General features: G+C 64.9%; 22 protein-coding genes and 1 pseudogene. 14 read left to right on the top strand and 9 right to left on the bottom strand.

The annotated features are described in order from the left end of the window. Nucleotides 1-147 precede the first annotated feature (147 nt). The 4 genes from WT97_RS20925 to WT97_RS20910 form a co-directional block, all read right to left on the bottom strand. Nucleotides 148-5643: an AAA family ATPase gene (locus WT97_RS20925; RefSeq protein ID WP_257128540.1), complete on the bottom strand. Its 5496-nt coding sequence runs from the start codon at nucleotides 5641-5643 to the stop codon at nucleotides 148-150. A 192-nt stretch (nucleotides 5644-5835) separates the two neighbouring features. Further along, nucleotides 5836-6492: a response regulator transcription factor gene (locus WT97_RS20920; protein ID WP_060354309.1), complete on the bottom strand. Its 657-nt coding sequence runs from the start codon at nucleotides 6490-6492 to the stop codon at nucleotides 5836-5838. 516 nt (nucleotides 6493-7008) lie between these two features. Further along, entirely contained in the window at nucleotides 7009-8433 is a 1425-nt protein-coding gene (locus WT97_RS20915) for a PLP-dependent aminotransferase family protein (protein WP_060354308.1), read from the bottom strand. Between the two features lie 165 nt (nucleotides 8434-8598). Continuing rightward, nucleotides 8599-10689 (bottom strand): sodium:proton antiporter, encoded by a 2091-nt coding sequence (locus WT97_RS20910; protein WP_060354307.1) that lies wholly within the window; start codon nucleotides 10687-10689, stop codon nucleotides 8599-8601. A gap of 434 nt (nucleotides 10690-11123) precedes the next feature. Here WT97_RS20910 and WT97_RS20905 point away from each other — a divergent pair, with 434 nt between their 5' ends. The 6 genes from WT97_RS20905 to WT97_RS20890 all read left to right on the top strand — a co-directional run bounded on the left by WT97_RS20905 (nucleotide 11124) and on the right by WT97_RS20890 (nucleotide 14104). After that, on the top strand, nucleotides 11124-11564 hold the full coding sequence (locus WT97_RS20905) for a PRC-barrel domain-containing protein (RefSeq protein ID WP_060354306.1): 441 nt from the start codon (nucleotides 11124-11126) through the stop codon (nucleotides 11562-11564). 36 nt (nucleotides 11565-11600) lie between these two features. Beyond that, complete coding sequence (locus WT97_RS34645; RefSeq protein ID WP_082751459.1) at nucleotides 11601-11864, top strand: SDR family NAD(P)-dependent oxidoreductase; 264 nt, start codon at nucleotides 11601-11603, stop codon at nucleotides 11862-11864. Beyond that, entirely contained in the window at nucleotides 11804-12283 is a 480-nt protein-coding gene (locus tag WT97_RS33235; protein WP_082741915.1) for a nuclear transport factor 2 family protein, read from the top strand. Before WT97_RS34645 ends, WT97_RS33235 begins: the two co-directional genes overlap by 61 nt. A gap of 254 nt (nucleotides 12284-12537) precedes the next feature. Continuing rightward, entirely contained in the window at nucleotides 12538-12807 is a 270-nt protein-coding gene (locus WT97_RS20900; RefSeq protein ID WP_059793082.1) for a hypothetical protein, read from the top strand. A gap of 287 nt (nucleotides 12808-13094) precedes the next feature. After that, the gene (locus WT97_RS20895) at nucleotides 13095-13562 is read left to right on the top strand and encodes an MEKHLA domain-containing protein (protein WP_060354305.1); all 468 of its coding nucleotides are present in this window, start codon (nucleotides 13095-13097) and stop codon (nucleotides 13560-13562) included. Between the two features lie 236 nt (nucleotides 13563-13798). After that, complete coding sequence (locus WT97_RS20890) at nucleotides 13799-14104, top strand: DUF4148 domain-containing protein (RefSeq protein ID WP_060354334.1); 306 nt, start codon at nucleotides 13799-13801, stop codon at nucleotides 14102-14104. A 68-nt stretch (nucleotides 14105-14172) separates the two neighbouring features. Here WT97_RS20890 and ansP read toward each other — a convergent pair whose 3' ends face one another. Then, nucleotides 14173-15663 (bottom strand): L-asparagine permease, encoded by a 1491-nt coding sequence (gene ansP, locus WT97_RS20885; RefSeq protein WP_060354304.1) that lies wholly within the window; start codon nucleotides 15661-15663, stop codon nucleotides 14173-14175. 471 nt (nucleotides 15664-16134) lie between these two features. Between ansP and WT97_RS20880 the strand changes: the two genes are divergently transcribed. The 5 genes from WT97_RS20880 (at nucleotide 16135) to WT97_RS20860 (ending at nucleotide 19551) form a co-directional block, all read left to right on the top strand. Next, entirely contained in the window at nucleotides 16135-16941 is an 807-nt protein-coding gene (locus tag WT97_RS20880) for a transporter substrate-binding domain-containing protein (RefSeq protein ID WP_060354303.1), read from the top strand. Nucleotides 16942-17030: 89 nt separating this feature from the next. Beyond that, complete coding sequence (locus tag WT97_RS20875; protein WP_060354302.1) at nucleotides 17031-17714, top strand: amino acid ABC transporter permease; 684 nt, start codon at nucleotides 17031-17033, stop codon at nucleotides 17712-17714. Next, complete coding sequence (locus WT97_RS20870; protein WP_060354301.1) at nucleotides 17714-18364, top strand: amino acid ABC transporter permease; 651 nt, start codon at nucleotides 17714-17716, stop codon at nucleotides 18362-18364. Before WT97_RS20875 ends, WT97_RS20870 begins: the two co-directional genes overlap by 1 nt. Beyond that, nucleotides 18351-19103: an amino acid ABC transporter ATP-binding protein gene (locus WT97_RS20865; RefSeq protein WP_060354300.1), complete on the top strand. Its 753-nt coding sequence runs from the start codon at nucleotides 18351-18353 to the stop codon at nucleotides 19101-19103. The genes WT97_RS20870 and WT97_RS20865 overlap by 14 nt, the downstream gene beginning before the upstream one ends. A gap of 169 nt (nucleotides 19104-19272) precedes the next feature. After that, nucleotides 19273-19551 carry a DUF4148 domain-containing protein gene (locus WT97_RS20860; RefSeq protein WP_060354299.1) on the top strand — a complete coding sequence of 93 codons (279 nt, stop codon included), beginning with the start codon at nucleotides 19273-19275 and terminating at the stop codon, nucleotides 19549-19551. Between the two features lie 178 nt (nucleotides 19552-19729). Here WT97_RS20860 and WT97_RS20855 read toward each other — a convergent pair whose 3' ends face one another. Beyond that, nucleotides 19730-20872 carry an FAD binding domain-containing protein gene (locus WT97_RS20855; RefSeq protein ID WP_060354298.1) on the bottom strand — a complete coding sequence of 381 codons (1143 nt, stop codon included), beginning with the start codon at nucleotides 20870-20872 and terminating at the stop codon, nucleotides 19730-19732. 41 nt (nucleotides 20873-20913) lie between these two features. Then, nucleotides 20914-21789, bottom strand: coding sequence for an alpha/beta fold hydrolase (locus WT97_RS20850; protein ID WP_060354297.1), 876 nt, complete (start codon nucleotides 21787-21789; stop codon nucleotides 20914-20916). Nucleotides 21790-22244: 455 nt separating this feature from the next. Between WT97_RS20850 and WT97_RS20845 the strand changes: the two genes are divergently transcribed. Both WT97_RS20845 and WT97_RS20840 read left to right on the top strand, forming a co-directional pair. After that, nucleotides 22245-22457, top strand: coding sequence for a DUF1427 family protein (locus WT97_RS20845; protein ID WP_060354296.1), 213 nt, complete (start codon nucleotides 22245-22247; stop codon nucleotides 22455-22457). Continuing rightward, nucleotides 22439-23176, top strand: coding sequence for a YoaK family protein (locus tag WT97_RS20840; protein ID WP_060354295.1), 738 nt, complete (start codon nucleotides 22439-22441; stop codon nucleotides 23174-23176). The genes WT97_RS20845 and WT97_RS20840 overlap by 19 nt, the downstream gene beginning before the upstream one ends. Nucleotides 23177-23325: 149 nt before the next feature. Here WT97_RS20840 and WT97_RS20835 read toward each other — a convergent pair whose 3' ends face one another. Together WT97_RS20835 and WT97_RS20830 are read right to left on the bottom strand one after the other, a co-directional pair. Then, nucleotides 23326-24234, bottom strand: coding sequence for a LysR family transcriptional regulator (locus tag WT97_RS20835; RefSeq protein WP_060354333.1), 909 nt, complete (start codon nucleotides 24232-24234; stop codon nucleotides 23326-23328). Between the two features lie 158 nt (nucleotides 24235-24392). Beyond that, the gene (locus WT97_RS20830) at nucleotides 24393-24671 is read right to left on the bottom strand and encodes a XapX domain-containing protein (protein ID WP_060354294.1); all 279 of its coding nucleotides are present in this window, start codon (nucleotides 24669-24671) and stop codon (nucleotides 24393-24395) included. A 306-nt stretch (nucleotides 24672-24977) separates the two neighbouring features. On the opposite strand from WT97_RS20830, the pseudogene WT97_RS20825 reads away from it, so the two are divergent. After that, nucleotides 24978-25108: pseudogene (locus WT97_RS20825) on the top strand (hydrolase); the annotation flags it as partial.

Raw genomic sequence — 25108 nt, 5'->3', positions numbered from 1 at the left:
CTCCTGGGGCACGGCCTTTCGTCTGCAGAAAGGGTTCTCGCCGCAGCTTAGGAGAGGCGTCTGGGGTGTCGTTCCATCGCCGCACGGATTTTTCCGAATCGCATGGGAGCGCATCGCGACTGCGGCAGGCGCACCTGCACGATGCCGTCAGCCTTGCACCGACGGAAGCGTGACGTGAAAGGTCGTGCCGGACGGCTCGTGGCAATGCGCGCGCAACTGGCCGCCGTGCGCGGCGACGATCGAATGCGCGATCGACAGGCCGATGCCCATCCCCGTATCCTTGGTCGTGAAGAACGGCTCGAAAAGCCGGTCCATATGGGCGTCCGGCACGCCGGGCCCCGAGTCGCTCACGCGGATTTCGACGCTGCGATCGCCCGTGTTCGACGTCGAGATGACGAGCTTTCGACGCCCCTCGTTGACCGCCTTCATGGCCTCGATCGCGTTGACGATCAGGTTGAGGATGACCTGCTGAAGCTGGACGCGGTCGCCGACGACGCGCGGTGACGGCGTCGCGAGGATCGTTTCGATACAGACGCCGTGTTTTTCCGCGTCGCGCCGCGTCACGAACAGAATGTCCCGAATCGCCACGTTGACGTCCACCGTCTCTTCGCGCACGGGCGATTTGCGGACGAAGTTGCGGATGCGGTCGATGATGTCGCCCGCTCGCAGCGCGTCGCGGACGATCAGATCCAGCGCCTTGGCCGCCCGGTCGACGTTCGACGGCCGGGCGGCCAGCCATCGCAGCGCGGCGTCGGCATTCGCGGCCATCGCGGCAATCGGTTGCTTGACCTCGTGACTCATCGTGGCGGTCAGTTGCCCGACGGCCGACACGCGGTTCGCGTGCGCCAGTTCCTGCTGCATTTCACGGAAGCGGCTCTCGCTTTCCCGCGCGCGCGCCTCGGCGCGCTTGCTTTCGCTCAGGTCGAGGACGAACGCGACGCCGTCCTGACCGGTGGACGAGAACATCGCCGCGCCGACCAGAATGGGCGCGCGGCTACCGTCCTTCCGGAAGTACTCCTTTTCAATCGGAGGCAGCACACCGGTTTCACGAAGGGTCGGTTCGTGGATCTGCAAATCTGCCCCGATCCATTCCGGCGGCGTCAGCGATCGCCAGTTCAACTGTCCGCGTTCCAGTTCCTCCCGGCTATAGCCGATCAGGTCGAGGAGGGCGGAATTCGCTTCGACGATCGTTCCGTCGAGCGCATAGATGAAGATGCCGATGATGTTCGCGTCGACGAGCCGGCGAATCCGCGCTTCGCGCTCGGACAGTTCGCGATACAGGCGCGCGTTCTGCAGCGAGATCGCCACCTGCGACGCGAGCACGCCGAGCGCCGCAAGGCGCGCCGGCGCGAACACGCCGGTGGCGAGCCTGCTCTCGAGATACAGCACGCCGGTCAGTTCGCCCCCGCGCGCGAGCGGCATGCACAGGATCGAACGCACGCGTTGCGCGACCGTATAGGGATCGGCCGCGCAGATCGGCTCCCTGGCGGCATCGGGAATGGATACGGTTTCGCGCGTTCGCAGCACGTAGTTGATCGTCGCGATCGGCAGGCGACGCGCTTCGAGCGGCGAGCTTTCCTGCACGACGGTCACCGTATCGTCGTGCACGGTCGCTTCCGCGCGGATACTCGCGTCACTGCCACCGTCGCCCGAAGCGAGGATCAACAGCCCGCGGTTCGCGCCGGAATGGGTGAGCGCGGCCCGCATGAACGTGTCGATCACCTTCTCCGGAACGATCTCCGACGATACGCGCTGCGACACATCGATCAACATCGCGTAATCGATCTCGCCCGCCGTCGACCGGATCGTTTCGCGGCGATCGCGGTGGCCCGTCTCCGACGCGAGGTGCGGGTACGCCTCGTCGAGATGACGGACCTTCGCATCGGCGCCCCAGCGCATGTATCCGTGACGCGCATGCCGCACATACGCGTCCGCGATGATGTCGAAGCCTCGCTCGCGGTAGAAGCGCGAGGCCAGTTCGCTGGCGATGGCTTCCTGATGCGGGAAGTCGTTCGTGCGTGCCGAACGGATCGCGTGCTCGTACAGATTCTGTGCGTCGACCGTACGCGATTCGATACGTGCGTGTTCCGCGCCGAGCAGTGCCGCGCGATGCTCGAAGTTTGGACGAAACTGCTCGGACAGCATGTCGATACGCGCCTTATGCGCGACGAAGCGCGCGAGTAGACTGGCGCGCTCCCGGGGCGCCGCGTCGTCGATCGCGGTGGCCAGCGTGAGCGCCGCATAGAAGTGGAACTCGGCCTCCTCCAGAAACATCGACGACGTCCAGATCAGCGCGTGCGCACGCCGCAGCGACTCGAGCGCCGCTTCGCGATCGGCAAACAGATAGCGTGCCTGCAGCTTTCTCGTCCAGTACCAGCACTCGGCGATCGCGAGTCCCGGATTGGCCGCAAGACGCGCTTCGAATGCGTGCTCGACAAACGCTCCGTCGTCGAACGATCCCGGTCGTCGCGTCTGACCGCGCAACGTCCGGACCAGCGCGAGCTGCGTCGACAGGATGTCGACGATGAGACCATGCCCCGCCTGGCGGGCGAACGCGATACCGCGCTCGACTTCGTCGCCGACGGCTGTCAGCGGATCGCCCGCGAACAGGCAGTTCGTATTCAGGCCCGTGAGCGAATACGACGCGTACAGGAGGTCGCCTGCCTTGTTCGCCGCGGTGAACGCGCGCCTCAGCGCGTCTTCGGACAAACGCACGTGCGTCATCCAGCGCAGCGTGAAGAAGACGAACACCATGCAGGTGCTCGCATGGAACCGGTGTTGCGGATTGCGTTCGGCGATCCGGTAGCCGGCCTGGCCGAACCGGATACCGAGTTCGAAATCGCCGAAGCGCGGGCCGGCGATCCGGCTCAACGTGCCATACGCTACGCACGACGCTTCACAGTTGCCTCCGGCGAGGCTGAGGTTGATGGCCTTGCACGTGATCAGCGAATTCAGATTGAAATCTGTGAAGCACGCGGCGGACAGCAGGCGCGTCAATACTTCGAGCGTGGTCAGCCCCACCGGATCGGTCATCGAGGGCAAGCCGACGATGTCGTCGATCGTCAGACTGGCCGCGCGGCGGCGAAGCGCTTCGTATTCGTTCCGGACGTCGAGATCGGACGGATGCGCGGAGGTATCGATGCCCACGTGGCGCAGGAATCCGAGCGCAACCCTGATCGCGTCGCCGCTTCGATCGAGTGCCGTATAGACGTCCATCCGGCGGACGGCGACGCGACCGCGATCGATCACGTCCAGCGTGTCAACGTGGAATGTCGCAAGCCGGCGCTCGGCCGCCGCGAGGTCGCCGGTCAGGAACTCGCATTCGGCGAGTTCCATCTCGACTTCGAAGCGAATGCCGGGCCAGCGTGTGTCCGGCACGCGGGCCAGCAGGTCGACGCCTGCGTGCAGATAGCGCAGTGCGGCGCCGTACGCGGCCGACGCCTTCGAGCGGATGCCGGCGCGCAGGTCGAGCATCGCCACTGCGTACCGCTCGTCCGCCGACAGCGCGTCGCTGCCGGCCCGCTCGAACTGTGCGACAGTTTCGTAGAGAAGTGCGTCGTCGTGGGAGTCGGGCAAACACGGCAGCAAGCGCCGACCGACGTCCCGGTGCATGTCGGCTCGTGCTGCTTCGGGAATCAGCGAATACGCGGCTTCCTGGACCCGGTCGTGCACAAACCGATACGTGTTGCCGACGCATTCGACCAGTTGGTGCCGAATCGCGGGCCGAAGCTCCGCCTGCAATGCGTGTTCGGTCACGTGCCTGGCGATCGCAAGGCTGCGCACGGTCGCGCTGTTCCCGAGGCAGGCGAGTGCGCGGAGCGCGTCCTTGCATGCCTCGGGCAGGCGTTCGAGCCGCGCGGACATGAGGTCCGCGACGTTGTCCGTCAACCGCGCGCGCCTGACGGTCTGTACGTTCCATGACCACTGTCCCGTGGATCGGTCCATCCGCAGCACGTTCTCGTCGGCGAGCGCGTGCAGGAACTGGACGACGAAGAACGGATTGCCGGCCGTCTTCGTGTGCACGATGCGTGCAAGCGACGCCACGCGCGTGTCGCGGGACTGAAGGACGTCGCCGACGAGGGCGCTCGCCTGCGGAACCGTCAAGGGCTGTAGCCTGATTTCATCGACCGCGACGCCGGTCGACCTGATTCGCGCGAGTCGCCGCGGCAACGGGTGTGCGAAGTCGATCTCGTTGTCGCGGTACGCGCCGATCAGCAGCAGATGGCGCAGCCCGGACCGGCTGCATATGCTTTCGAGCAGATCGAGCGTCGCCGCGTCGGCCCACTGCAGGTCGTCGACGAACAGCACGAACGGCGGGTTCAGTCGCGTGAAGACCTGAATGAAGCGGTGCAGCACGAGCTGAAAACGCGCGTGCGCCTGCGGTAGCGGCAGCTCCGGCACGGCCGGCTGTTCGCCGAGCAGCAGCGTGAGGTCGGGCACGAAGTCGGTGATCAGCTTGCCGTTCGGTCCGAGTGCGTCGACGACCGCACCGCGCCATCGGCGCAACACGTCGTCAGGTTGCGTCAACAGCGACTTCGTCACACTTTTCAGCGCGAGCGCGATAGCCGCATAAGGCGTGTCGCAATTGTGCTGATCGCACTTTCCGACCGCGAAAGTGCCGTGCGACGGTCCGACCGCCGCTTGCAGCGTACGCACCAGCGATGACTTGCCGACACCGGCGTATCCGGAAACCAGCGCGAGTTCGATTGGCCCGCCGTGCACGATCCGCTCGAACACGCGCGTCAGCCGCGCGAGTTCGTGCTCGCGGCCGTACAGCCGGGCCGGGCCCGACAACCGGCTCGGAAAGTCGGCGTCGCCGAGATCGAACGAATGGATCGTTGCATCCGCAGACCACTGCGCCGCACATCGGAGAAGATCGCGCTCGAGCCCGACCGCACTTTGATAGCGTGCTGCGGGCTCCTTCTCCAGCAGCTTCATCACGATTGCAGACAGCTGGACATGGACGCGTTCGGCGCGCAGATGCGGTGGTACGGGATTTCGGGCCGTATGGCAGTGTATCCATTCCGTTGCGCTCGTGGCCATGAAGGGCAGCGTGCCGGTCAGCATCCGGTAGAGCATCACGCCGACGCCGTACAGATCGGTGCGGCCGTCGATCGGGTGATTCAGCCGTCCCGTCTGCTCCGGCGCCATATAGGCCATCGTGCCCGCGATGATGTCCGGCGGACTCGTACGCTCGCGGTCGCTCGGTATGTCGGACGCGATTCCGAACCCGGTGATCCTGACGTGATCGGTCGCGCCGTCGACGTACAGGTGCGCCGGTTTCAAGTCACGGTGCACGATGCCGGATGCATGCATCCGGTGCACGGCCGCCGCGATCCTGGTCGCGAGCTTCAGGAAACGCTCGATCGGCAGCGTTGCGCTCAGCAGATGTTCGAGCGGAACGCCGCCGGAATCTTCGAGAACGAGCGCGATGCGATCGCCTTGCCGCTGCAGCTCAAGCGGCCGCACCGCCCATCCGCGGTCGAGCTTGTCGCGGATCCGGAATTCGTTCAGCAGGCGCTCGAACGCGGCCGCGTTCGATGCGCCGCCTTTCGGCCGCACGATCAACACCGGGGTGCGGTGGCCATGTCCGTCGGTCAGCACGGTGCGGCCATAGGCGAGATCCTCGTCCTCGAACACCACGGAAACGGCAAGATCCGCGGCGCAGCGTGCCGTTGCCGGAAAGGATGGCACCGGAGGTGTCGGCGCGCGGTCCGCATCTTCAGCCCGGCCGGAGAAGGAACGGCTATTCGACGATTCTTTCATGGCGAACCGCGCTTCCGGTCGATTCGCCCCGCGTCGTCGTCGGCAACCGAATTCGCTTGCCGACGCGTGTCACGCATGATCGACCAGCCGGCTCTCGCGATCGACCAGCCCGAGCGCGTTGGCCTTCAGCACGAAATCGGCGAGCGACTGCGATTTCATCTTCTTCATCGCCTGGCCGCGGTGCAGTTTCACCGTGATTTCGCTCAGGTTCAGTGCCGTCGCGATCTGCTTGTTGAGCAGGCCGTTCGCGACCATCGCCATGATCGTGCGCTCGCGCGGCGTCAACGAGGCGTAGCACGCGCGCAATATCGCGGCCGAGCGATCGACTTCACGTCGCCGGCGGTCGCTTTCGAGCGCGCGCGTGACCGCGTCGATCATGTCCTGCCCGCGGAACGGCTTTGCCAGGAAGTCCACCGCACCGGCTTTCATGGCCTGAACCGACATCGGAATGTCGCCGTGTGCGGTCATCAGGACGACCGGGATACGCAGTTCGCGCGTGATGTGTTCCTGTACGGCCAGCCCGCTTTGTCCCTTGAGCCGGACGTCCAGGACGACGCAGCTCGGTACGTCGGGCAAGTCGAGCGCCAGGAAGGCCGGTGCGGCATCGAACGACCTGACGCGCAGCCCGACGGAGTCGAGCAACGTTTCGACCGCTTCACGCATCGCGCTGTCGTCGTCGATCACGAAGACGACGGGATCGGTCGTCTCGCCGGTCATACTGGTCATATCGCCCTCCGCCCGTGAAATCCCGAATAGAAGCATACGCGTCCGATGTTTCCGTTCAACGGCTCGGTACGAACGCGTCTGCATTTTATGTCCAAATCGGGAATCGAACGATCGTATCAAAAAGGCGCTGCGCGAGCTTTGCGCCGGCCCGGACAAGACTTGCTCGGGCCGGCTGCGGTGTACCGCTTCATCCCTGCAATGTCCGGCCGCCAGCCGTCGCTCGTCGGCCCGTCTTGCCGATCTCGGGAGCCTGACCGGTATCGGCATGCGCGATGTCGAAAGAAGTTGGCCTGTATTGCGACGTCGCCGATTCCGGCGGGTCGCAGTCGGGTAGCGTATCGCTGTACTTTTCGTCATGGGAAAAGCCTGCTCGTGGAACGACGGTCGGTATCCCGGTGGTCGTTGTCGAGGGTCACGCGGCCGTGCCACGCCGGTAGTCGCCGGTGGTATTCAGATCGATCATCCGCGCGGTGTTCTCACGGCGCTCGATGATGCGCACCGGCCATTGTCGCTCGATCAACGCGCGCAGAGCGCAGCCAACCTGCCGACGGTGATGATGGCCTGCTCGATCGCAGCCGACCACGCGCTGCTGTAGTTCAGCCGGATAAATTGCCTATACCTGTCCGAAGCCGAGAACATGTGCCCAGGCCCGATCGTGATTCGGTGCTCCAGCGCGAGTCGATAGAGTTGCATCACGTCGATCTTGGCCGGCAATTCGACCCAAAGTACATAGCCTCCCGCCGGGCTCGAAATCCGCGTGCCTTCCGGAAAGAACCGCGACACGATCGTACGCATCAGGTTCGCCTGCTGCGCGTAGGCCTTGCGCAAGCGCCGCAGGTGATGCTCGTACCCGTCGCGTTCCAGAAACTCCGCGATCGCGAGTTGTGGCAGAGACGGCGTCGCGAGCGTGTTCAGGAATTTCAGGTTCTCCACCTGATCGCGGTATCGGCCCGGCAGCGCCCAGCCGATCCGGTACGCAGCGGTCAGGCTCTTCGAGAACGACGTGCAATGCAGAACCAACCCATTTCTGTCGTACGATTTCAGCGTGCTGGGATGAGCATTTCCGAAATACAGTTCGTTATACACGCCGTTCTCAATGATCGGAATTCCGGTCTTTTCGGCAAATCCCACGAGTTCGCGCTTGCGCGCGTCGGGCATTTGGAAGCCGAGCGGATTCTGAAAATTCGGCATCACGATGCAGGCGGCAATCGGCTGTGATTTCGCCATCTCGGTTAGCGCTGCAATTTCGATCCCGTACTCGGGATGTGTCGGCACTTCGACCGTTTTCATTCCCATCCGCTCGATGGCATGCAGCATTGAACAAGCAGTCGGGGATTCCACCGCGATGACATCACCCGGCTTTGCAACTGCCTGTAGGCACAGATTGAGTGCCTCCGTCGCGCCGACCGTCACGACGATTTCATTCGCATCGACCGGCATACCGTTCTCCAGATGACGACGCGCAATCTGCCGTATAAGGCGTGGATGGCCAGGCGGCAGCCCGTCTGCAACGTCCCAGGGTGACTTGTCCCGGCCCGCAGCGTATGCATAGCGATTCAGCTTTTCGAACGGGAAAAGGTCCGGAGCGGGGTAGGGAGAGCCCAACGGCACGGCATCATCGGTGCCCAGCGTGCGCAGCGTTGAAAGCACCAGCCGGCCGATGTCATCGGGAGACGAACTCGGTGCCGGCTTCGAAGGCTGAAGTCCTCGCATGTGTCGATCCCCGCCATCGGCATGCAGGCGCACGAAATAACCCGACTGTGGCCGGCTTTCCAACAAACCGCGATTCTCGAGCAGACGGTATGCATGGAGCACGGTCGTGATACTCATCCTGTGCTGTTGGCTAGCTTGGCGAACCGACGGCACCCTGTCGCCGTGTTGGTACACACCCTGAAGAATGAGCCGTTCAATGTCGTCTGAAAGTTTCTTGTAGAGGTTCACTGGGCAAAGGACACAAGGTAGGTTTTTGGGGCGTGAATGAAGAACGTTCGCACAATGGTGGCTTCCGGCCGCACGCGCGGCTGTGCGTCGCCGGATTGCATATCCGTTGCGGCGACGGAAAATCGATTGGAGCGTTGGATGGGATGACCGCACGTCGGTCAAATTTCACCCATCGTCGACAGAAAATTTGGGTCGTACGACTGCGTTGCGCCATGCGCGCGTGAAATCGCGGCTGACCGACTCGTACACGTCGCTGGAAATCGACTGGTCGCGGTACAGACGCTCGATGCGATCGCGTCCCGCGTTCAGCGCGACGAGTAGCAACATACGTCGCTCGAGTTTGCCGGTGTACTGGCCGAAATTCTTCCGCATCTCGGCGATTGCTTCTTCGGTTCTGTCGATGCGGCCGTCAAGAATTGCGGAGAGCGTCTTCGTCGTTTCAGGGCCGAGTAGCGGCTGAAGGCTGGTTTCGGTATAGCGACGGAGTTGTTCCAGCACGGCGCCCCGGCATATGAGTAATTCGAACCGGTTCTGGAGCGCACGAGAGAATGGCCAACTGACCTTCAACCATGAATGGAGCCACCGGGCAGCCCGATAGCTCCATCTGACCTGCAGAATTTGTGCCGCCGCCTGCCGATATGCGACGCGCCCGCCATGCCGGACTGCTTCCGTCATCGAGCCTGCGTTCGCAATCATGCGATCCAGATTCGCGACCGAGATGATTCCGTTGCCGTACCGCGGGATGAGATCGCCTTCCCTGCGCGCAACCGCGAGTAAGCCGGCCGTCAGCCGGTCTTCGTCGGTCGTCGCGACGTCGTCGCAGTGCAATAAGTTATCGAGCGATATGCTTTGGTGATAGGCATCGATTGCGTCGCATGCGAGATTCGGGTCGATCCGAAGAGACCGCGCTGACGCGCGCACGAGCCCGTCGATTTCCGTCCCTGCAATGCCGACGACGCGTTCCTGCAGCGCCATGTCTTGCGGCGAGAGGCGATCGAGCCCGAGAAAGCGAATCAGGGGGCGGAGCGTCGATCCATTGACGACCAGCGAAAAGAGGACGAAACCGGTTGCCAGCACTGAAACGAAGCGACGTGCAGGTTCAGGCAACGCCGCGTTGCCCTCGATACCGAGCGCGAGAATGATGGTGACTGCTCCGCGTAAGCCGCCCCAGGTGATCACCAGCCTGAAGGAACGCGTGACGGCATTGCTCAACCCTAGACGGGACACCGAGGGAAACACGCCAAACAGTACCGCGAGCCGGGCGGCAAGTGCGGCGATGATGACCGCCCCGAGCGTCAGGATATCGGACGCTCGGGCGGCTCTCAACAGACCGGGCACGCGTATCGTCGCGAGAAGGAATACAAGCGTGCCGGCAATTCCGGCCACCTGTTCCCACATGAGTTGAAGATGCGACCAATTGCGCGGGGTGAGCCGAGTCCGTCCCAGCCCGCCGATCACGAGTCCCGCCGTTACGACAGCCACGACGCCAGAGACATGGAAGAACGTGTTGCCGAGAATATAGAGCGGGTAGGGAACCGCCAGGGTCAGCGTCAGCTCAGCCTTTCCTTCGCCGCCAAGGTGAACGAGTGCCCAGGCAAGCATGCGTCCCACGGCCATGCCCAGCATCGCACCACCAACGAATGAAGTAGCAAAGCCCTGCGATATCTCTGCGACCGTCTGTGAGACCGAATCGGCATTGTGCGATGCCGTGAGCAGGACCGTTGCGATCGAAATCGCGGCGGCATCGTTCAGTAAGCTTTCACCTTCGACGAGGCGTACGAGCCGGCTGGGCGCCGTCACGCTGCGAAATACGGCAAGGACCGCCGATGCGTCGGTCGTGGCGACAATTGCGCCAAGCAACAGACCGTCCCTGGACGGTACGTTTGCGGCGAATGACGCGACGAACCCGATCGATACGGTCGCTACAAACACGCCGATGATCGCGAGAATCAGAATCGGCAGCCAGTCGCCGAGTATCTCGCGAACCTCGACACGCAATGCCGATTGGAATAGCAGCGGTGGCAGAAACAGCGTCAGGCACATGTCCGCTGAAAGCGGCCCTGCGACGACCGGGTCGACAAACGCAAGCGCCGGCTCCGGAATCCACGCATGCATCGCGAGAAATATCGCTCCGAACAGAATGCCGACGAATGACACCACGAACGTTTGAGGCAGAGCGAACGAAACACTTGCCGCCTGGACGGCGCCGGTTACCGCGACAAGCATCGAGCCGAGCAACAGAATCTCTGTCGGCATCAGCGGTTGCGCCGAATGGCGCGGCGTCCTCTTTCGCACGGGCAGACCGCGAACCAAGCCGACAGCGGGCGGCGCTCGCTTTCCGTCACGTTGCTTGTGTCGATCTTCATGACTCGGGTTCCTCTGGTCCAGGTGAAAGGGAGGGCTGATTTCCACTCTGCGGCGTCGCCCATACTGTATTCGTCGCGCGCGGGCAGATTTTCCAGAAATGCACGAGATCGGCGATTCGCTCGTGCTGAATGAGGAATCCGGTCGCACCGTCGTGCGAATTCGAAAACGCGCTGCCAATTTCGACATCGCAGTGTGAGAAGGGCGGCAATATGCCTTCGTGTCCGAGGATGTGCGGTTAGGGCACGTGCTTGGCGGGCTGCGGCGATTGCGTCGGCCCATGAGGACCGGAGTTGCCGCGATTTCTGGACTGACTGGAGTGAATGATGGAAACATCGAAATGGATCGCCGGAGCATTTATCGCAGCATCGCTTGTATCCGGCGCGATGCCTGCCGACGCACAGATCGCCGGCAGCGAGGTGGTCGGCGTGAGCATCGAACAGGCCAGTCTCGTGGTGAATGGCTGGAGCGCAAGGAAGAGTCTGCTCGGCAAGGAAATCTACAACGACCGCGGTGAGAAGGTAGGGGTACTGCACGACATCATCGTCACACCCGACGACGCCGTTTCATTCGCGATCGTCGCGGCGCACCAGTTCCTTGGCGTGTCTGCGCACGACGTTGCGGTGCCTGTCACGCAGATCGACTTCATCGGCGGCAAGCTCGTCTGGGCCGGCGCGACGCGGAATGCGCTCAAAGCCATGCCGGTGTTTCAGTATTCGAAAGTGCGAGCTACACCGATTGCACGCACGGAATACGCGCACCACTGATGCGGGAGAGAAAATCCTCCGCGTCAAGTTTTCAGCATAACGATCAAGCTGTCTAAATCGACAAAGGTCACGCTAGTCACGGGCGCATCGGGCGGTATCGGAAGGGCGGTCGCGCTTCGGCTCGCTGCTGCCGGATTCGCGGTCGTTGGACGCCGCGCTGAAAGTCCGCCGAGACCGATGCGGTGGCATCCGAGATCGCGCGTGGTGATGGTTCAATTTGATTCTGGGGCGATTGAAAAATGCAAAAAGATAATGCAAAACTGTCGTTGGTCCCGCCGTTCACGCATGAGTCTGCGGTAGCGAAGATCCGCGCTGCCGAGGATGGATGGAACTCTCGCAATCCCGAAAAGGTTTCTCTCGTTTACTCGATCGATACGGTGTGGCGAAATCGCGCGGAATTCATTTCTGGTCGAGCTGAAGTTTGCGCGTTCCTCGAGCGCAAATGGCGGCGTGAGCTCGATTATCGGCTTATTAAGGAACTGTGGGCCTTCTCGAATGACCGTATCGCGGTACGTTTTGCCTATGAATGGAGGGATGATGCAAACAACTGGTTTCGTTCATATGGCAATGAAAATTGGCTGTTCGATCCGGATGGCCTGATGCATTATCGCCATGCAAGCATCAATGACCTGCCGATCAGGGAGGCCGACCGAAAATTTCACTGGCCGCTCGGTCGACGTCCGGACGACCATTCAGGATTGACTGAGTTAGGGCTCTGATTTCGAGGGGCCGGGGTGATGCCGTTTCGGGCACCGAGAAAGCGGCTGGCGAGTTCGACCGCGCTGGACGTCATGTCCTTTGGCGGCATTCGCTACAGCGGGATGGGGGCGTACAACGGCAAGGCCGGTTTCGATGCGCCGAGTAACCCCAATCGATGCTGATCAGCGTTCCCGATGCGATGTTCGACGTATTCCGCCTTATGCGGAAAAGGACATCGGCAGGATGCCCGGCGTCTTCGTATAAGGTGGAAACAATGCATACGCTCTGGACGATCGTCGCCGGCGTGCTTTTGCTGGCCGTGTTCCTGTTGTTTGGGCAGTTGTGGGGCGTGCAGGCGGCATCGCCGGCATTCGCCGCGAAGGCGTTCGTGCCTGTCTGGCTCGGTATCTCGCTGGTCAATCTGTGGGTCGGCGTGTATCGAGCCGGATACGGCGTGCGCGAGGAACTGCCGGTGCTCGCGATCGCGTTCGGCGTGCCGGCCCTCGTGGCGGTAACCGTCGCGCTGCTGTTGCCGCGCACCTGAATCGAAACATGGCGACGAGTCGGGTGATCGCGCGTCCGTCGTCGACGTGCTCCCACGATGCCGCCCGTCATTCCGGTGACGTGAAGATCGATCAGTCTTGGCTGCGCCGCTGGTCCGGGACGTCCTCACGTTCCGGATCGATGCAGGGCCCGCGCAATGGTTCGCGAAACCGTGCGGCTTACCGCGTGTGACTGCCCAGCCCGACTTCGGCGTGCTGCTTCATCCCTATAATGATGGACCGTGAGCCGTCGCTCATTGACCCGTTGCCGATATCAGGAGCCTGATCGATGTCGTTGCGCACCGATGCACACTTCTTCCTTCTTCTTGCCGACTCCTACCGCCGGCTGCTGAACCGCCCGCTCGTTCCCGACGGCATGAGCGCATCCGACGGCGCCGCGTGGTTGTATGGCGTGGCACCGTTCGGCATCCTGGCGCACGACGCGTCGGCCGATCCGGTGTTCGTGTACGGCAACAAGCGCGCGCAGGCGATTTTCGAATACGACTGGGACGAACTGACGGCGTTGCCGTCACGGCTGTCGGCGGAACCGATGGAGCGTCGCGAGCGCCAGTTGTTTCTCGACAAGGTGGCGCGCGACGGCTTCGTGTCCGAATACCGCGGCGTGCGCGTCACGAAGTCCGGCAAGCGTTTCTGGATCGAGCGCGCGACCGTGTGGCAACTCATGGACGCAGACGGAATCGTGCGCGGCCAGGCCGCGATGATTCCGGAAGTGCGGCCGCTCGACGCGACGGCATGAACGCGATGGTCGGCAGACATGCGGCGCGCGTTGCGCACCCGTGCCGTGCCCGATCAACGGGCGCCCGGTCGCACCCGACATGCGCCAGCGCCCGGATGACAAAACCGTAATCGAAGCCTCACCTTCAGGAAAGCGCGCGAATCGCAGAATGGACACAACTCCTCATCGCATCGATGCGGAGCGGATGTCCGGCCTGATCTGCGGACGCAAACATGCCATCTTGTGAGGTGAACATCATGACCAACCTGATTCGTGCAGTCCTGCTGTCCTGTGCGCTGAGCGCACCGATCGTCGCCTTTGCGCAAACCACCGACCATACGGTCACACGCGCCGAAGTGCGTGCCGATCTCGTCCGTGTCGAAAAGGCCGGTTATCGGCCTATCGGCAGCGATCCTTACTATCCGGAAGACATCCAGGCCGCCGAGGCGAAGGTCGCCGCGCAGCAAGCGCAATCGGCCGCTGCACGGCCGACCGACGCTGCAACGCCCGCGACCTCATCGTTCGCGTCGCTCGACACGCAGCAGTTGTACGAGCATCACTGAACGCGGCGATCGACCGCTGCCCGCGGTGCCGGCGGCGGATCGATCGACGGCACGCATGCCGCCGCGATTCAGTGCTCGCCTTTCTCGAGCACGTTCTGCGTGAGGGCGACCGACGGAATCGTCGGCTTGAGCAACGCACGGCGCGCACGGCGGCTCAACCACTTCCAGCCGGCCACGAGCAGCAGCGCGACCAGCGGGATCGATGCAATCGTCCATGTCCCGTTCGGGTAGTCGAAGGCCATCAGCACCAGCACGCCGAGCAGGAACAGCAGCGTGAGCCACGATGTCACGGGCGCGCCCGGCATCCTGAACGAGACGTCGTCCGCCTCGCCGCGCCGGACCGCGGCGCGGAACCTCATCTGGCACACGACGATGAAGCCCCATGTGCTGATGATGCCGAGCGATGCGATGTTCAGCACGATCTCGAACACGCTCGACGGCACGAGATAGTTGAGCAGCACGCCGACCACATAGATCGCGACCGTCACCAGAATGCCCGCGTACGGGACGGACTGCGCGCTCATCCGCGCGAGGAACGCGGGGGCCGAGCCGCCCATCGACAGCGCGCGCAGCACGCGCCCCGTCGAATACAGGCCGGAGTTCAGGCTCGACAGCGCGGCCGTCAGCACCACAAGGTTCATCACCGAGCCGATGCCCGGCACGCCGAGCGCGCCGAAGAACGTGACGAACGGGCTCTGGCCCGCCTTGTACGCGCTCCACGGCAGCAGGCAGACCAGCAGCACGACCGATGCGACGTAGAAGATCGCGATGCGCCAGATCACGTTGTTGATCGCGCGCGGCAGCACCTTGCGCGCGTCCTTGCATTCGCCGGCGGCCGTGCCCACCAGTTCGACGCCTGCGAATGCGAACACCACGCCTTGCACCAGCACCAGCGCCGGCATCAGTCCGTGCGGAAAGAACCCGCCGTTGTCGGTGATCAGATGCATGCCGGTGCCATGGCCGGCCACCGGCATGCCCGTGCCGAGGATCGCCGCGCCGATCACGAGAAACAGCACGATCGCGGCGACCTTGACCAGCGCGAACCAGAACTCCATCTCCGCGAACCACTTCACGCCGATCAGGTTCATCGTCGCGACGATGCAGAGCGCGACGAGCGCGAAGATCCACTGCGGCACGCCCGAAAACGGCGCCCAGTAATGCATGTAGAGCGCGACGGCGGTGATGTCGACGATGCCGGTCATCGCCCAGTTCAGGAAGTACATCCAGCCCGCGACGAACGATGCCTTCTCGCCGAGGAATTCGCGCGCGTACGACACGAAGCTGCCGCTGCTGGGGCGATGCATCACGAGCTCGCCAAGCGCACGCAGGATCAGGAACGAAAACGCGCCGCATACGAGATAGACGATCGCGAGCGACGGGCCGGCGGCCTGCAGCCGGCCGCCGGCGCCGAGAAACAGCCCGGTGCCGATGGCCCCGCCGATCGCGATCATCTGCACCTGTCGATTGCCGAGGGTCTTGTGATAACCGGCTTCGTGCGATTCGAGCCAGCTGCGTTTGTCGGTTTCGCCGGTTGTCGACGGTTCGGGAATCGATGCCATGACGGTATCCTCGCGCACGGATGGGATTGGAATCATCCCGATCGCGGGACGATCGGGACCACCGGTACCGGCGGACCGGCGCGCGGAAGCAAGCGCGCCCGTCCTGTTCGCGATTCGCCGGGCGTGGCGAAAGGCACGGTACGTCGCGAACGTATTCAGCCGTAATTCCCGTCACAAACGGCATGCAAAATTGGACTGCGTCTGTTCGAATCCGTGCATAGGGGCCTCGGCGGCGGGTGAACCAATTGGGTAATTTGGTGCGCCGGCGCGCACTGCGAGGGCAACCGTTGCCGAAGGTGCCGGCTCATGCACCGAAATGAGGAATGCGGTACACCGAAAGGTTCGCCGAAATTTCCGTCTCGCGCCGGTGCGGCCGGCGTTTTGCGGCAATGGCCTGGTTTTTGCTGGAGTGGTTCGGCCGCGCAATCGTTGCGCGCTGCCCGACGACATACCAGACAAGGAAGATTCACCGTGAGCCCGACGACCCGACCGTTCCCCCGACGCACCTGGCTGGCAGCACTGATCGCCGCCCCCGTGATGGCGCTGTTCGCCGCCGTGCCGGCCCATGCCGATGCGCTCGACACCATCGCGAAAAACGGCACGCTGCGCGTCGCGGTGCCCGAGGACTATCCGCCGTTCGGCTCGGTCGGCACGGACATGCAGCCGCAGGGCTACGACATCGACATGGCCGCGCTGCTCGCCAAAGCGCTCGGCGTCAAGCTGAAGCTGGTGCCCGTGAACAGCGCGAACCGGATTCCGTACCTGACGACCAACAAGGTCGACATGGTGATCTCGTCGCTCGGCAAGACACCGGAGCGCGAGAAGGTCATCGATTTCTCGAGCGCTTACGCACCGTATTTCCAGGGCGTGTTCGGGCCTGCCGACGTGAAGGTGAGCTCGCCCGCCGACCTGTCCGGCAAGACGGTCGGCGCCACGCGCGGCGCGCTCGAGGAGATTGCGCTGTCGCAGCTCGCGCCGAGCGCGACGATCAAGCGCTTCGAGGACAACAACGCGACGATCCAGGCGTTCCTGTCGGGGCAAGTCCAACTGATCGCGGCCGGCAACATCGTCGCGGCGGCGATTCTCGCGAAGAATCCGCCGCGCCGCCCCGAGGTCAAGTTCGTGATCAAGAATTCGCCGTGCTTCGTCGGCGTCAACAAGAACGAGCCGCGCCTGCTCGCGAAGATCGACGATGCGATCGCGCATGCGAAGCAGGACGGCACGCTGGGCGAAATGTCGCGCAAGTGGCTCGGCCAGCCGTTGCCGGCCGGACTGTGACGAAACGCCGTGTCGCGTGACACGGCGCCGCGGCCGGCATGGCCGGCGCGGCACGTGTCGTTGTCCGAACCCGAACTTGTCCCGTTCCCATGAGCTACCAGCTTCAATTCGGCGAGCTTGCCGAGTACGCCGGCGTGTTCGCGAGCGGCGCGGCGATCACGCTCGCGCTGACCGCGGTCGCGACCGTGCTCGGCGTGGCGCTCGGCGTGCTGGGCGCGGCCGCGTACAGCGCCGACGCGCGCGCGGCCGTGCGGTTGCGCCCGCTGATCGGCGCGTACGTCGAGGCGATTCGCAATACGCCGTTCGTCGTCCAGCTGTTCTTCATCTTCTTCGGCTTGCCGGCGCTCGGTGTGCACATCGACGAATACACGGCCGCGATCCTTGCGATGACGCTCAATCTCGGCGCGTACTCGGTCGAGATCGTGCGCGCGGGCGTGGCCGCCGTGCCGAAAGGGCATCTGGAGGCGGCGTCCGCGCTGGCGATGTCGCGCGCGCAGATGTTGCGCCACGTCGTGCTGCCGCAGGCGCTCGCCAAGGTGTTTCCCGCGCTGTCGAGCCAGATCGTGATCACGATGCTCGGTTCGGCGGTCGTGTCGCAGATCTCGGTGGCCGACCTGACCTATGCGGCAAGCTACATTCAGTCGCGCAACTTCCGCGCATTCGAGACGTACTTCGCGATCACGTTCGCGTATCTGGCGATGGCGCTGCTGCTGCGCGCCACGCTCGGCGCGATGGGCCGCCGCCTGTTCTCCCGGCGCGTGCGAGGTGCGTGATGATCGATTTCACGCTTGGGCAAATTCTCGCGAACCTGCTGCTGGCCGCGCGCTGGACGATCGTGCTGTCGATCGTGTCGTTCGTATCCGGCGGCCTCGTCGGCCTCGGGCTGCTCGTGATGCGCGTGTCGAATTCGACGGTGCTGCGCGGCGTCGCGAAGCTCTATATCGAAGTGTTCCAGGGCACGCCGTTGCTGATGCAACTGTTCATCGTGTTCTTCGGCCTGCCGCTCGTCGGGCTCGACGTTTCGCCGTGGGTCGCGGCCACGGCCGGGCTCACGTTCTTCACCAGCGCGTATCTGGCCGAAATCTGGCGCGGCTGTGTCGAGGCGGTGCCGAAAGGGCAGTGGGAGGCGTCGGCGAGCCTGGCGATGAGTTACGTCGAGCAGTTGCGTCACGTGATCCTGCCGCAGGCCGCGCGCATCGCGATCGCGCCGACGGTCGGCTTCGGCGTGCAGGCCGTGAAGGATACGGCGCTGGTGTCGATCATCGGCTTCACCGAGCTGACGAAGGTCGGTATCGCGATCTCGAACGCGACGTTCCGGCCGTTCGTCGTGTATGGCCTCGTCGCGCTGATCTATTTCGCGCTCTGCTATCCGCTTACCCGTTATGCGCGCACGTTGCAAAGGAGATGGCATGCCGCTCGTTGAAACCCGGGGTGTCGAAAAGAATTTCGGCACCCATCATGTGCTCAAGGGCATCGATCTGTCCGTCGAGCGCGGGCAGGTCGTATCGATCATCGGCCGCAGCGGCTCGGGCAAGAGCACGCTGCTGCGCACGCTCAACGGGCTCGAGAGTATCGACGCAGGCACGATTTCGGTCGACGGAGAACGCGTCGATGCACGGCACGCGGACCTGCGTGCGCTGCGGCTGAAGGTCGGCATGGTGTTCCAGCAGTACAACCTGTTTCCGCACCTGAGCGCCGGGCAGAACGTGATGCTCGCGCAGTCGGTGGTGAAAAAGGCGCACCGTCAGCAGGCACGTGCGATCGCGGAGCTGATGCTCGAGCGCGTCGGCCTCGGCGACAAGTTCGACGCGTTTCCGGAACACCTGTCGGGCGGCCAGCAGCAACGCGTCGCGATCGCGCGTGCGCTCGCGATGAAGCCGAGCGTGCTGCTGTGCGACGAGATCACGTCCGCGCTCGATCCCGAGCTCGTCGGCGAGGTGCTGGGGGTCATCGAGCAGCTCGCGCGCGAGGACATGACGCTGATCATGGTCACCCACGAGATGAACTTCGCGCGTGCGGTGAGCGACAGGATCGTGTTCATGCACCAGGGGCGCGTGTGGGAGAGCGGGACGCCCGACGAGATCTTCGAGCGGCCGCAGACCGTGGAGTTGACGCGGTTTCTGGGCACCGTTCGGCACACGGCGCCGTCACGCGTCGACTGACGCTGCCGTGCGGCCGGGTCGCGACCGGATGACAAGACCGTAATCGAAGCTTCACCTTCCGGAAAGCGCGCGAATCGCAGAATGGATACCACTCCTCGTCGCATCGATGTGGAGCGGATGTCCGGCCTGATCTGCGGACGCGAACACGCCATTTTCGGAGGTGAACGTCATGAACAAGCTGATTCGTGCAGTCCTGCTGTCCTGTGCGCTGAGCGCACCGATCGTCGCATTCGCGCAAACCGCCGGCGACACGATCACGCGCGCCGACGTGCGCGCCGACCTGATTCGGGCGGAGCGCGACGGTACGCTGCCGACGTCGAACTGGGACTATCCGCCGAGCACGGGGACGATTGCGCGCAATCGCGAACTGTATGCGATCGCACATGGCGACCGGCACACGGCAACGGCCGCGACGTCGGCGTCCGTCTCGACCGCGAGCGCGCAATGAAGCGCCGAGCGAAGGGGCTGGCGATCGCCGCGTGGCTTGCGGCAGCCGCGGCCCCGGCTTTCGCGCGCGGACAGCCGCAACTACCCGCAGACGACGGCGGGCGCGCGAGCGTGCTGCGTGCGCTCAATTCCGAGGGCGATCCGTACCGCGCGGCGGCCGACAGACGGCAGGCGCACCTTCACGCCGTGCCCATCAACCGCGCGCCGAGCGCGATCCCGCGCGCGGACAGCAACGCACCGGCTGCACGCTGACGGGCGTCCCAGCCTGCCAGCGCGACATCGAACGCGGCGCCGCGTGCGACGTCGCGCAATGCTTCGGCGAGACCGATCGCATCGTCCGCCGCTTTCGCGACGCCCGCCGCCGTGTGCGGGCGCACGATGCATGCGGCGTCGCCGAGCAGCACCGCGCGCCCGAAAGCCATCCGCTCGACCGCGAGATCGAGGATCGCCTGCGCGAACGGCGCGGGTGTCGCATCGACGAGCGCGGCGAGCGTCGGTGCGAGCATCCGGTCGGCGGCGTCGACGAGTTCCGTGCGGTTGTCGTCGCGCATCGCGCCGGGCGGCAGCGATCCGTCGCGCTGCGTGCCGTCGCGCGCAAGGAACAGCGACGGCAGCCGGTCGGACGCCAGACGCCGGTACCACACCCAGTTCACGCGCCGTTTGCCCGCTTCGGTTGCGCCGTCGGAGCCGGGCACCAGATAGGTGAGGAACAGGTGCCGGTCGCCTTGCTGGAACGTGAAGCGTTCGCGCAGCAGATACAGCACCTGCTCGGGCAGCGTGCGTTCGTCGACGAGCCCGCGCCACGCGACATAGCCCGCATACGTCGGGCGCACGTCCGGCAGCAACTGCGCGCGCACGGTCGAGCGGCCGCCGTCCGCGCCGATCAGCAGGTCGGCGGTCTCGGCGCGGCCGCTCGCGAAATGCGCGACGATCCGCTCGCCGTCCTGCTCGAACCGCTCGAACGCGTCGCCGGCCTGGACGATCCCGGCCGGCAGCGCGCGCTTGAGCGCCGTGTAGATCACGTTCCACGCGGTCTGCGTCTGCGGCATCGCGAAGCGCTGCACGATCCGGTCCTGCGCATCGACGTAGATCCGGTCGATCGAATCGACGCCGATGTCGCGCGGTAGCGCTACGCCGCCGAACGCGAACGCGCGCTCGATCGGCGGCTGCAGCACGATGCCGCCGCCGCGGCTGTCGAGCGCGTACGGCGATTGTTCGAATACGCGGACGTCCCAGCCGGTCGCGCGCAGCGCGGTCGCCGCGAACAGCCCGCCGACCGATCCGCCGGCGATGACGGCCTTGCGGCCCGTTCCGTGTTCCATCCGGTGTTCCTCCGATGATGCCGCGTGCGGCGGGCGTTGCGTCAGCCGGCCCAGCCGCGCAGGAAGTCGAGCAGCAGCGCGTTCACGCGCTCGGGCTGTTCCTCGTGCGGCAAATGCCCGCACTGTGCGATCGGCTCGGCGCGCAGGTTCGTCGCCATGCTTTCCCATACGGCCTTCATGTCGAACATCTTGCCGACCGCGTAGAAATCCTCGCCCCAGATCGCCATCGTCGGGCATGCGATCCTGACATCGGCGTCGACGAGGTCCTGCTGCACGTCTTCCGCGTTCGCGCGATAGTCGGCCAGCGCGCCGCGCACGGCCCCCGGGCGCCGGTACGCGCGCACGTAGGCGTCGAACGCGTCGCCCGCGATGGCGTGCGGGTTGTAGCACCAGTCGGCGAAAAAATAGCCGAGCCATTCGGCTTCCTTGCCGGCGATCAGCGCTTCCGGCAGGTCGGGCACCTGATGGAACAGGAAAAACCAGTATGCGCGCGCCGTTTGCGCGGTCATGTTCTGCGCGACGATGCGCGTCGGCACATTGTCCATCACGACGAGCCGCTCGACGCGTTCGGGGAAGTCCTTCGCGAAACGCGTCGCGACGCGTGCGCCGCGATCGTGCCCGACGAGCGCGATGCGCTCGATGCCGAGCGCATCGAGCAGCGCGGCGAGATCGCGCGCCATGTTGCGCTTGTCGTAGCCGGCCGCGGGCTTGTCGGTTTCGCCGTAGCCGCGCAGGTCGGGCGCGATCACGCGATAGTGCCGCGCGAGCGCCGGAATCTGGAAGCGCCACGCGAAGCTGGTTTCGGGGAAGCCGTGCAGCAGCACGACGACGGGCCCGGCGCCGGCGTCGATGAAGTGCTGGCGGATGCCGTTCGCCGTAACGGTGTGATGGGTGAGCGCAAGCGTGTCGGTCGTCATGGAGGAATCCCGGTTCTGCGGGCGGTGCGCGATACCGCACGCGTCCGATGCTGTCCGAGCATAGGGCAGACGACGCGCGTCGCGGCTGAATCGTTCTGAATCGGCTCGAGCGTGGCGCCGCTGCGTCGCTTGCGGCGCGGGCGCATCGCGGATGCGCCGGACGCGATACGCTTCAGCGTGGCCGGCGTGCCGTTGAGGAACGCGTCGATCTGCCGTTCGATTTCCGCGTTGCGCTGTGCTTCGGAGGCCGGCGTCGCGATGTCGTACGCGCGCCCCGGCGCGGCCGGCCACGCAGGCGGGTGCCATGCCGAGCCGCGCGTTGCGCGGCGCTTTCAGGAAAATTCAGTTCGCCGCCGTGACTTTCAGGCGGGCGTTCCCTTAGTCTTGCTTCAGAACCGCCGCACGGGCCGGACGCCATCCTGTCGGCCGGGCCCGCGGCGCAACCGGAACGGACCATGCCTTATCTGATCTCGCCGGGAGCCGCTATCGCAGTCGGCTTCCCGTATCACCGCGTGCGCGTGCAATCGCCCGCGGCGCCGCTGATCGCGCTCGCGCGCCGGCTCGGCATCGTCGTCGACGAGCCGGCGATCCCGCTCGCCGCACCGGTCCGCGATGCGGACACCGCCGACACAACCGCGGAAGCCACGACATGCAGCCCGTGCAAGTAACGGCAGCGGGCGCGGCGGCCCCCGATCGCCTGCGCGGCGAGGATGTGTACCTTGCATCGATCGCCGGCTATGTCGACACGCTCGGCTTCGTCGCGCTGTTCGGGCTCTTTACCGCGCACGTCACCGGCAACTTCATCCTGATCGGATCGGGCCTCGCCGGTGTCGGTCAGGGCCTCATGATCAAGTGGCTCGCGTTTCCGGCATTCATCGCGGGGATCGTGGCCGCCCGCCTGCTCGATCACCGGATGCGCGTGCGCGGGCATGGCCCGCGGGCGCGCGCGCTGTACGCGCTGCAGACGATCCTGCTGGCCGGATTCATGCTCGCCGGCGTCGCGGCGTCGCCGATCGGCAGCGCCGATGCGCCCGCGACGATCGTCTGCGGGCTGCTCGGTGCGGCGGCAATGGGCGTGCAGAACGCGCACGGCCGGCTGACCGCGCGCACCGTCGTCGCGAACACCGTGATGACCGGCAACGTCACGCAGGCGGTCATCGATGCATTCGACTGGCTCGTGCCGATCGCCGCCCCGGCCGAACGGGAAGCCGCACGCGCGCGGCTGCGACGCACGCTGCCGCCGGTTGCCGGATTCGCGCTCGGCGCGGGCGCCGGGGCGAGCGCCTACCTGTACGCCGGGTTCTGGGCACTGGCGCTGCCGCTCGCGGCGCTCGGCTTCCTTACCTGGCGATCCGGCCGGACCGGCGAGCCGTCCGCGTCGCGCTGAACGCCGATTCCGCACGCGACGTCGGCTGCGTGCGGAATGGGGGGCGGCGAAGCCGCTCCGCTCTTCATTCTTTCGACGCTGATTTCGGGAACGGCTTGATGCAGGTGAGCAAGCGCGAGACCGCTCGACCGTTCGTAGAAAGCGCAGCGTCACACGCGCGCGGTGAACCGGTCGACGAGGTCGTGGTGACCGAGCCGTTCGACCCACCAGCGTAGCGCGCGCCCGGCTTCGTTGGCGCGCCACGCGATATAGCAATGGGTCGTGTCGCGCATGCCGGTGACTTCCCGCGCGACGAGCCTGCCTTGCGCGATCGCGGGCGCCGCGATGCAGTCCGGGAGCGTACCCACCGCGAGCCCTTCGCATTGCGCGGCCAGTTTCGCAGCGAGCGTCGGCACCGCGAGATACCGTTGGCCAGGGTCAAGCGCGGCCGACTGCGGCTGAAGTTCGCGGGACGTGTCGGAGATCACCGCGCCGCGATACTCGACGATCGATGCCATCGACAGCGGTTCGGGCAGCGCGGCGAGCGGATGGGTAGGGGCGACCGCGAACACGTGCCGCAGCGTGCCGATTGGCTGCGCGACGATGTCCGGCAGTTCAGGCGGCTCGCCGGCCGCGCCGACGATCAGATCGGCCCGCCGCGAAATCAGTGCGTCCCAGGTGCCGCCGAGCACTTCGGTGGAGAGTCGCAGCCGCGTATCCATTTCGAGATCGTAGAACGCGTGGACGTATGGCCACAGCTTGTCGAAAGGCAGTATCTCGGCGATGCAGACGCGGATCTCGGTTTCCCAACCTTGCTGCGCGCGCTGCGCCTTCCGTTCAAGCTGTTCGGCAGCGCGAAGCAGACGACGGCCTTCCTCGACGACGATGCGGCCCGCGTGCGTGAGCTTCGCACGACGCCCGCTGCGATCGAACAACGCGACGCCGAGATCGCTCTCGAGCTTCCGTACGACGTATGTCAGTGCGGACGGCACGCGGTGCACCAACTCTGCAGCGTCGGCAAACGTACCGGTGCGGTCGATCGCGTCCAGTGCCTCGAGTGCTTCGAAAGACAGCTTCATGGGGAATTTCGCGACGGCAAGCGCATCAGGCGATGTCGCGTCGTCGAGCGGCGCTGAATCCAATACGGTTCAAAACGGGTCGTCGCCCGACGTGCCGGGACACGCACGCCTGCGAGCCAACGGTCGGGCCGACGCCGCGTTCGCTCGACATCGGCCTGTCACGTCGGCGTCGATTCGCGGCGCTTCGCGGCAGCGTCGGCGTGTGCGCCGGGAAGCGCGCCGAACATGTGCTGGCTGCACTTGGCGTCGCGCCACGCGGTTCCCAGTTGGATGCCGTCGAACATCCGACGCACCACGGGAAGAATCTGCTCGCCGGCGAGAATGCCGAGCAGGCCGGCCAGGGCGACGGCGGGCGGCGCCGGCGATTGCACGCCGATCAGCGCATAAACGACGCCGGCGAGGATGCCGGCGAGCAGTGAAGCAATGTACGGTTTCATGGGTCTGGAATGGAATGACGGCCGTTAAAGATACGGATAACTACCGGGCTGGCGTCGATCCGAAAGTCTTGGGCCAGCCTATCAGGTCCGCGCGTTCGTCGTCAGCGCATTCAATGAAATTCAGATCTTTTCAGTCTGAATTCAGCGCGTGGCGAAAATCAGAACAATTAACTGGTGCGGCCGCAAGTTCGCGTATTGAATGGCGCAGGCTGGCTGCCGACGCTTGCGACTCGGCGCATTGGACGCTTCGCGGATTCGTCGGCCAGGCAAGCCTCATCTTTCTTCGCGTCAAAGGACATCACCATCATGAGCAATCCCAAGCTTGAAGTACTTACTCCGCACAACAGCCAGCTGATCTTCATCGACCAGCAGCCGCAGATGGCGTTCGGCGTGCAGTCGATCGATCGCCAGACGCTGAAGAACAACGTCGTCGGGCT

Origin of the sequence: Burkholderia sp. MSMB1459WGS (genome assembly GCF_001534535.1) — a bacterium.
Lineage (GTDB): Bacteria > Pseudomonadota > Gammaproteobacteria > Burkholderiales > Burkholderiaceae > Burkholderia.
Note: the sequence above shows the minus strand (reverse complement) of the source record. Positions and strands in the feature narration are given on the sequence as shown.

What these genes read in the sequence shown, in the direction of transcription:
- WT97_RS20920 (WP_060354309.1), bottom strand. Translation starts at nt 6,492, where the DNA reads ATGACCAGTATGACCGGCGAGACGACCGATCCCGTCGTCTTCGTGATC.
- WT97_RS20910 (WP_060354307.1), bottom strand. Translation starts at nt 10,689, where the DNA reads ATGCCGACAGAGATTCTGTTGCTCGGCTCGATGCTTGTCGCGGTAACC.
- WT97_RS20905 (WP_060354306.1), top strand. Translation starts at nt 11,124, where the DNA reads ATGGAAACATCGAAATGGATCGCCGGAGCATTTATCGCAGCATCGCTT.
- WT97_RS33235 (WP_082741915.1), top strand. Translation starts at nt 11,804, where the DNA reads ATGCAAAAAGATAATGCAAAACTGTCGTTGGTCCCGCCGTTCACGCAT.
- WT97_RS20900 (WP_059793082.1), top strand. Translation starts at nt 12,538, where the DNA reads ATGCATACGCTCTGGACGATCGTCGCCGGCGTGCTTTTGCTGGCCGTG.
- WT97_RS20895 (WP_060354305.1), top strand. Translation starts at nt 13,095, where the DNA reads ATGTCGTTGCGCACCGATGCACACTTCTTCCTTCTTCTTGCCGACTCC.
- WT97_RS20890 (WP_060354334.1), top strand. Translation starts at nt 13,799, where the DNA reads ATGACCAACCTGATTCGTGCAGTCCTGCTGTCCTGTGCGCTGAGCGCA.
- ansP (WP_060354304.1), bottom strand. Translation starts at nt 15,663, where the DNA reads ATGGCATCGATTCCCGAACCGTCGACAACCGGCGAAACCGACAAACGC.
- WT97_RS20875 (WP_060354302.1), top strand. Translation starts at nt 17,031, where the DNA reads ATGAGCTACCAGCTTCAATTCGGCGAGCTTGCCGAGTACGCCGGCGTG.
- WT97_RS20870 (WP_060354301.1), top strand. Translation starts at nt 17,714, where the DNA reads ATGATCGATTTCACGCTTGGGCAAATTCTCGCGAACCTGCTGCTGGCC.
- WT97_RS20865 (WP_060354300.1), top strand. Translation starts at nt 18,351, where the DNA reads ATGCCGCTCGTTGAAACCCGGGGTGTCGAAAAGAATTTCGGCACCCAT.
- WT97_RS20860 (WP_060354299.1), top strand. Translation starts at nt 19,273, where the DNA reads ATGAACAAGCTGATTCGTGCAGTCCTGCTGTCCTGTGCGCTGAGCGCA.
- WT97_RS20855 (WP_060354298.1), bottom strand. Translation starts at nt 20,872, where the DNA reads ATGGAACACGGAACGGGCCGCAAGGCCGTCATCGCCGGCGGATCGGTC.
- WT97_RS20850 (WP_060354297.1), bottom strand. Translation starts at nt 21,789, where the DNA reads ATGACGACCGACACGCTTGCGCTCACCCATCACACCGTTACGGCGAAC.
- WT97_RS20845 (WP_060354296.1), top strand. Translation starts at nt 22,245, where the DNA reads ATGCCTTATCTGATCTCGCCGGGAGCCGCTATCGCAGTCGGCTTCCCG.
- WT97_RS20840 (WP_060354295.1), top strand. Translation starts at nt 22,439, where the DNA reads ATGCAGCCCGTGCAAGTAACGGCAGCGGGCGCGGCGGCCCCCGATCGC.
- WT97_RS20835 (WP_060354333.1), bottom strand. Translation starts at nt 24,234, where the DNA reads ATGAAGCTGTCTTTCGAAGCACTCGAGGCACTGGACGCGATCGACCGC.
- WT97_RS20830 (WP_060354294.1), bottom strand. Translation starts at nt 24,671, where the DNA reads ATGAAACCGTACATTGCTTCACTGCTCGCCGGCATCCTCGCCGGCGTC.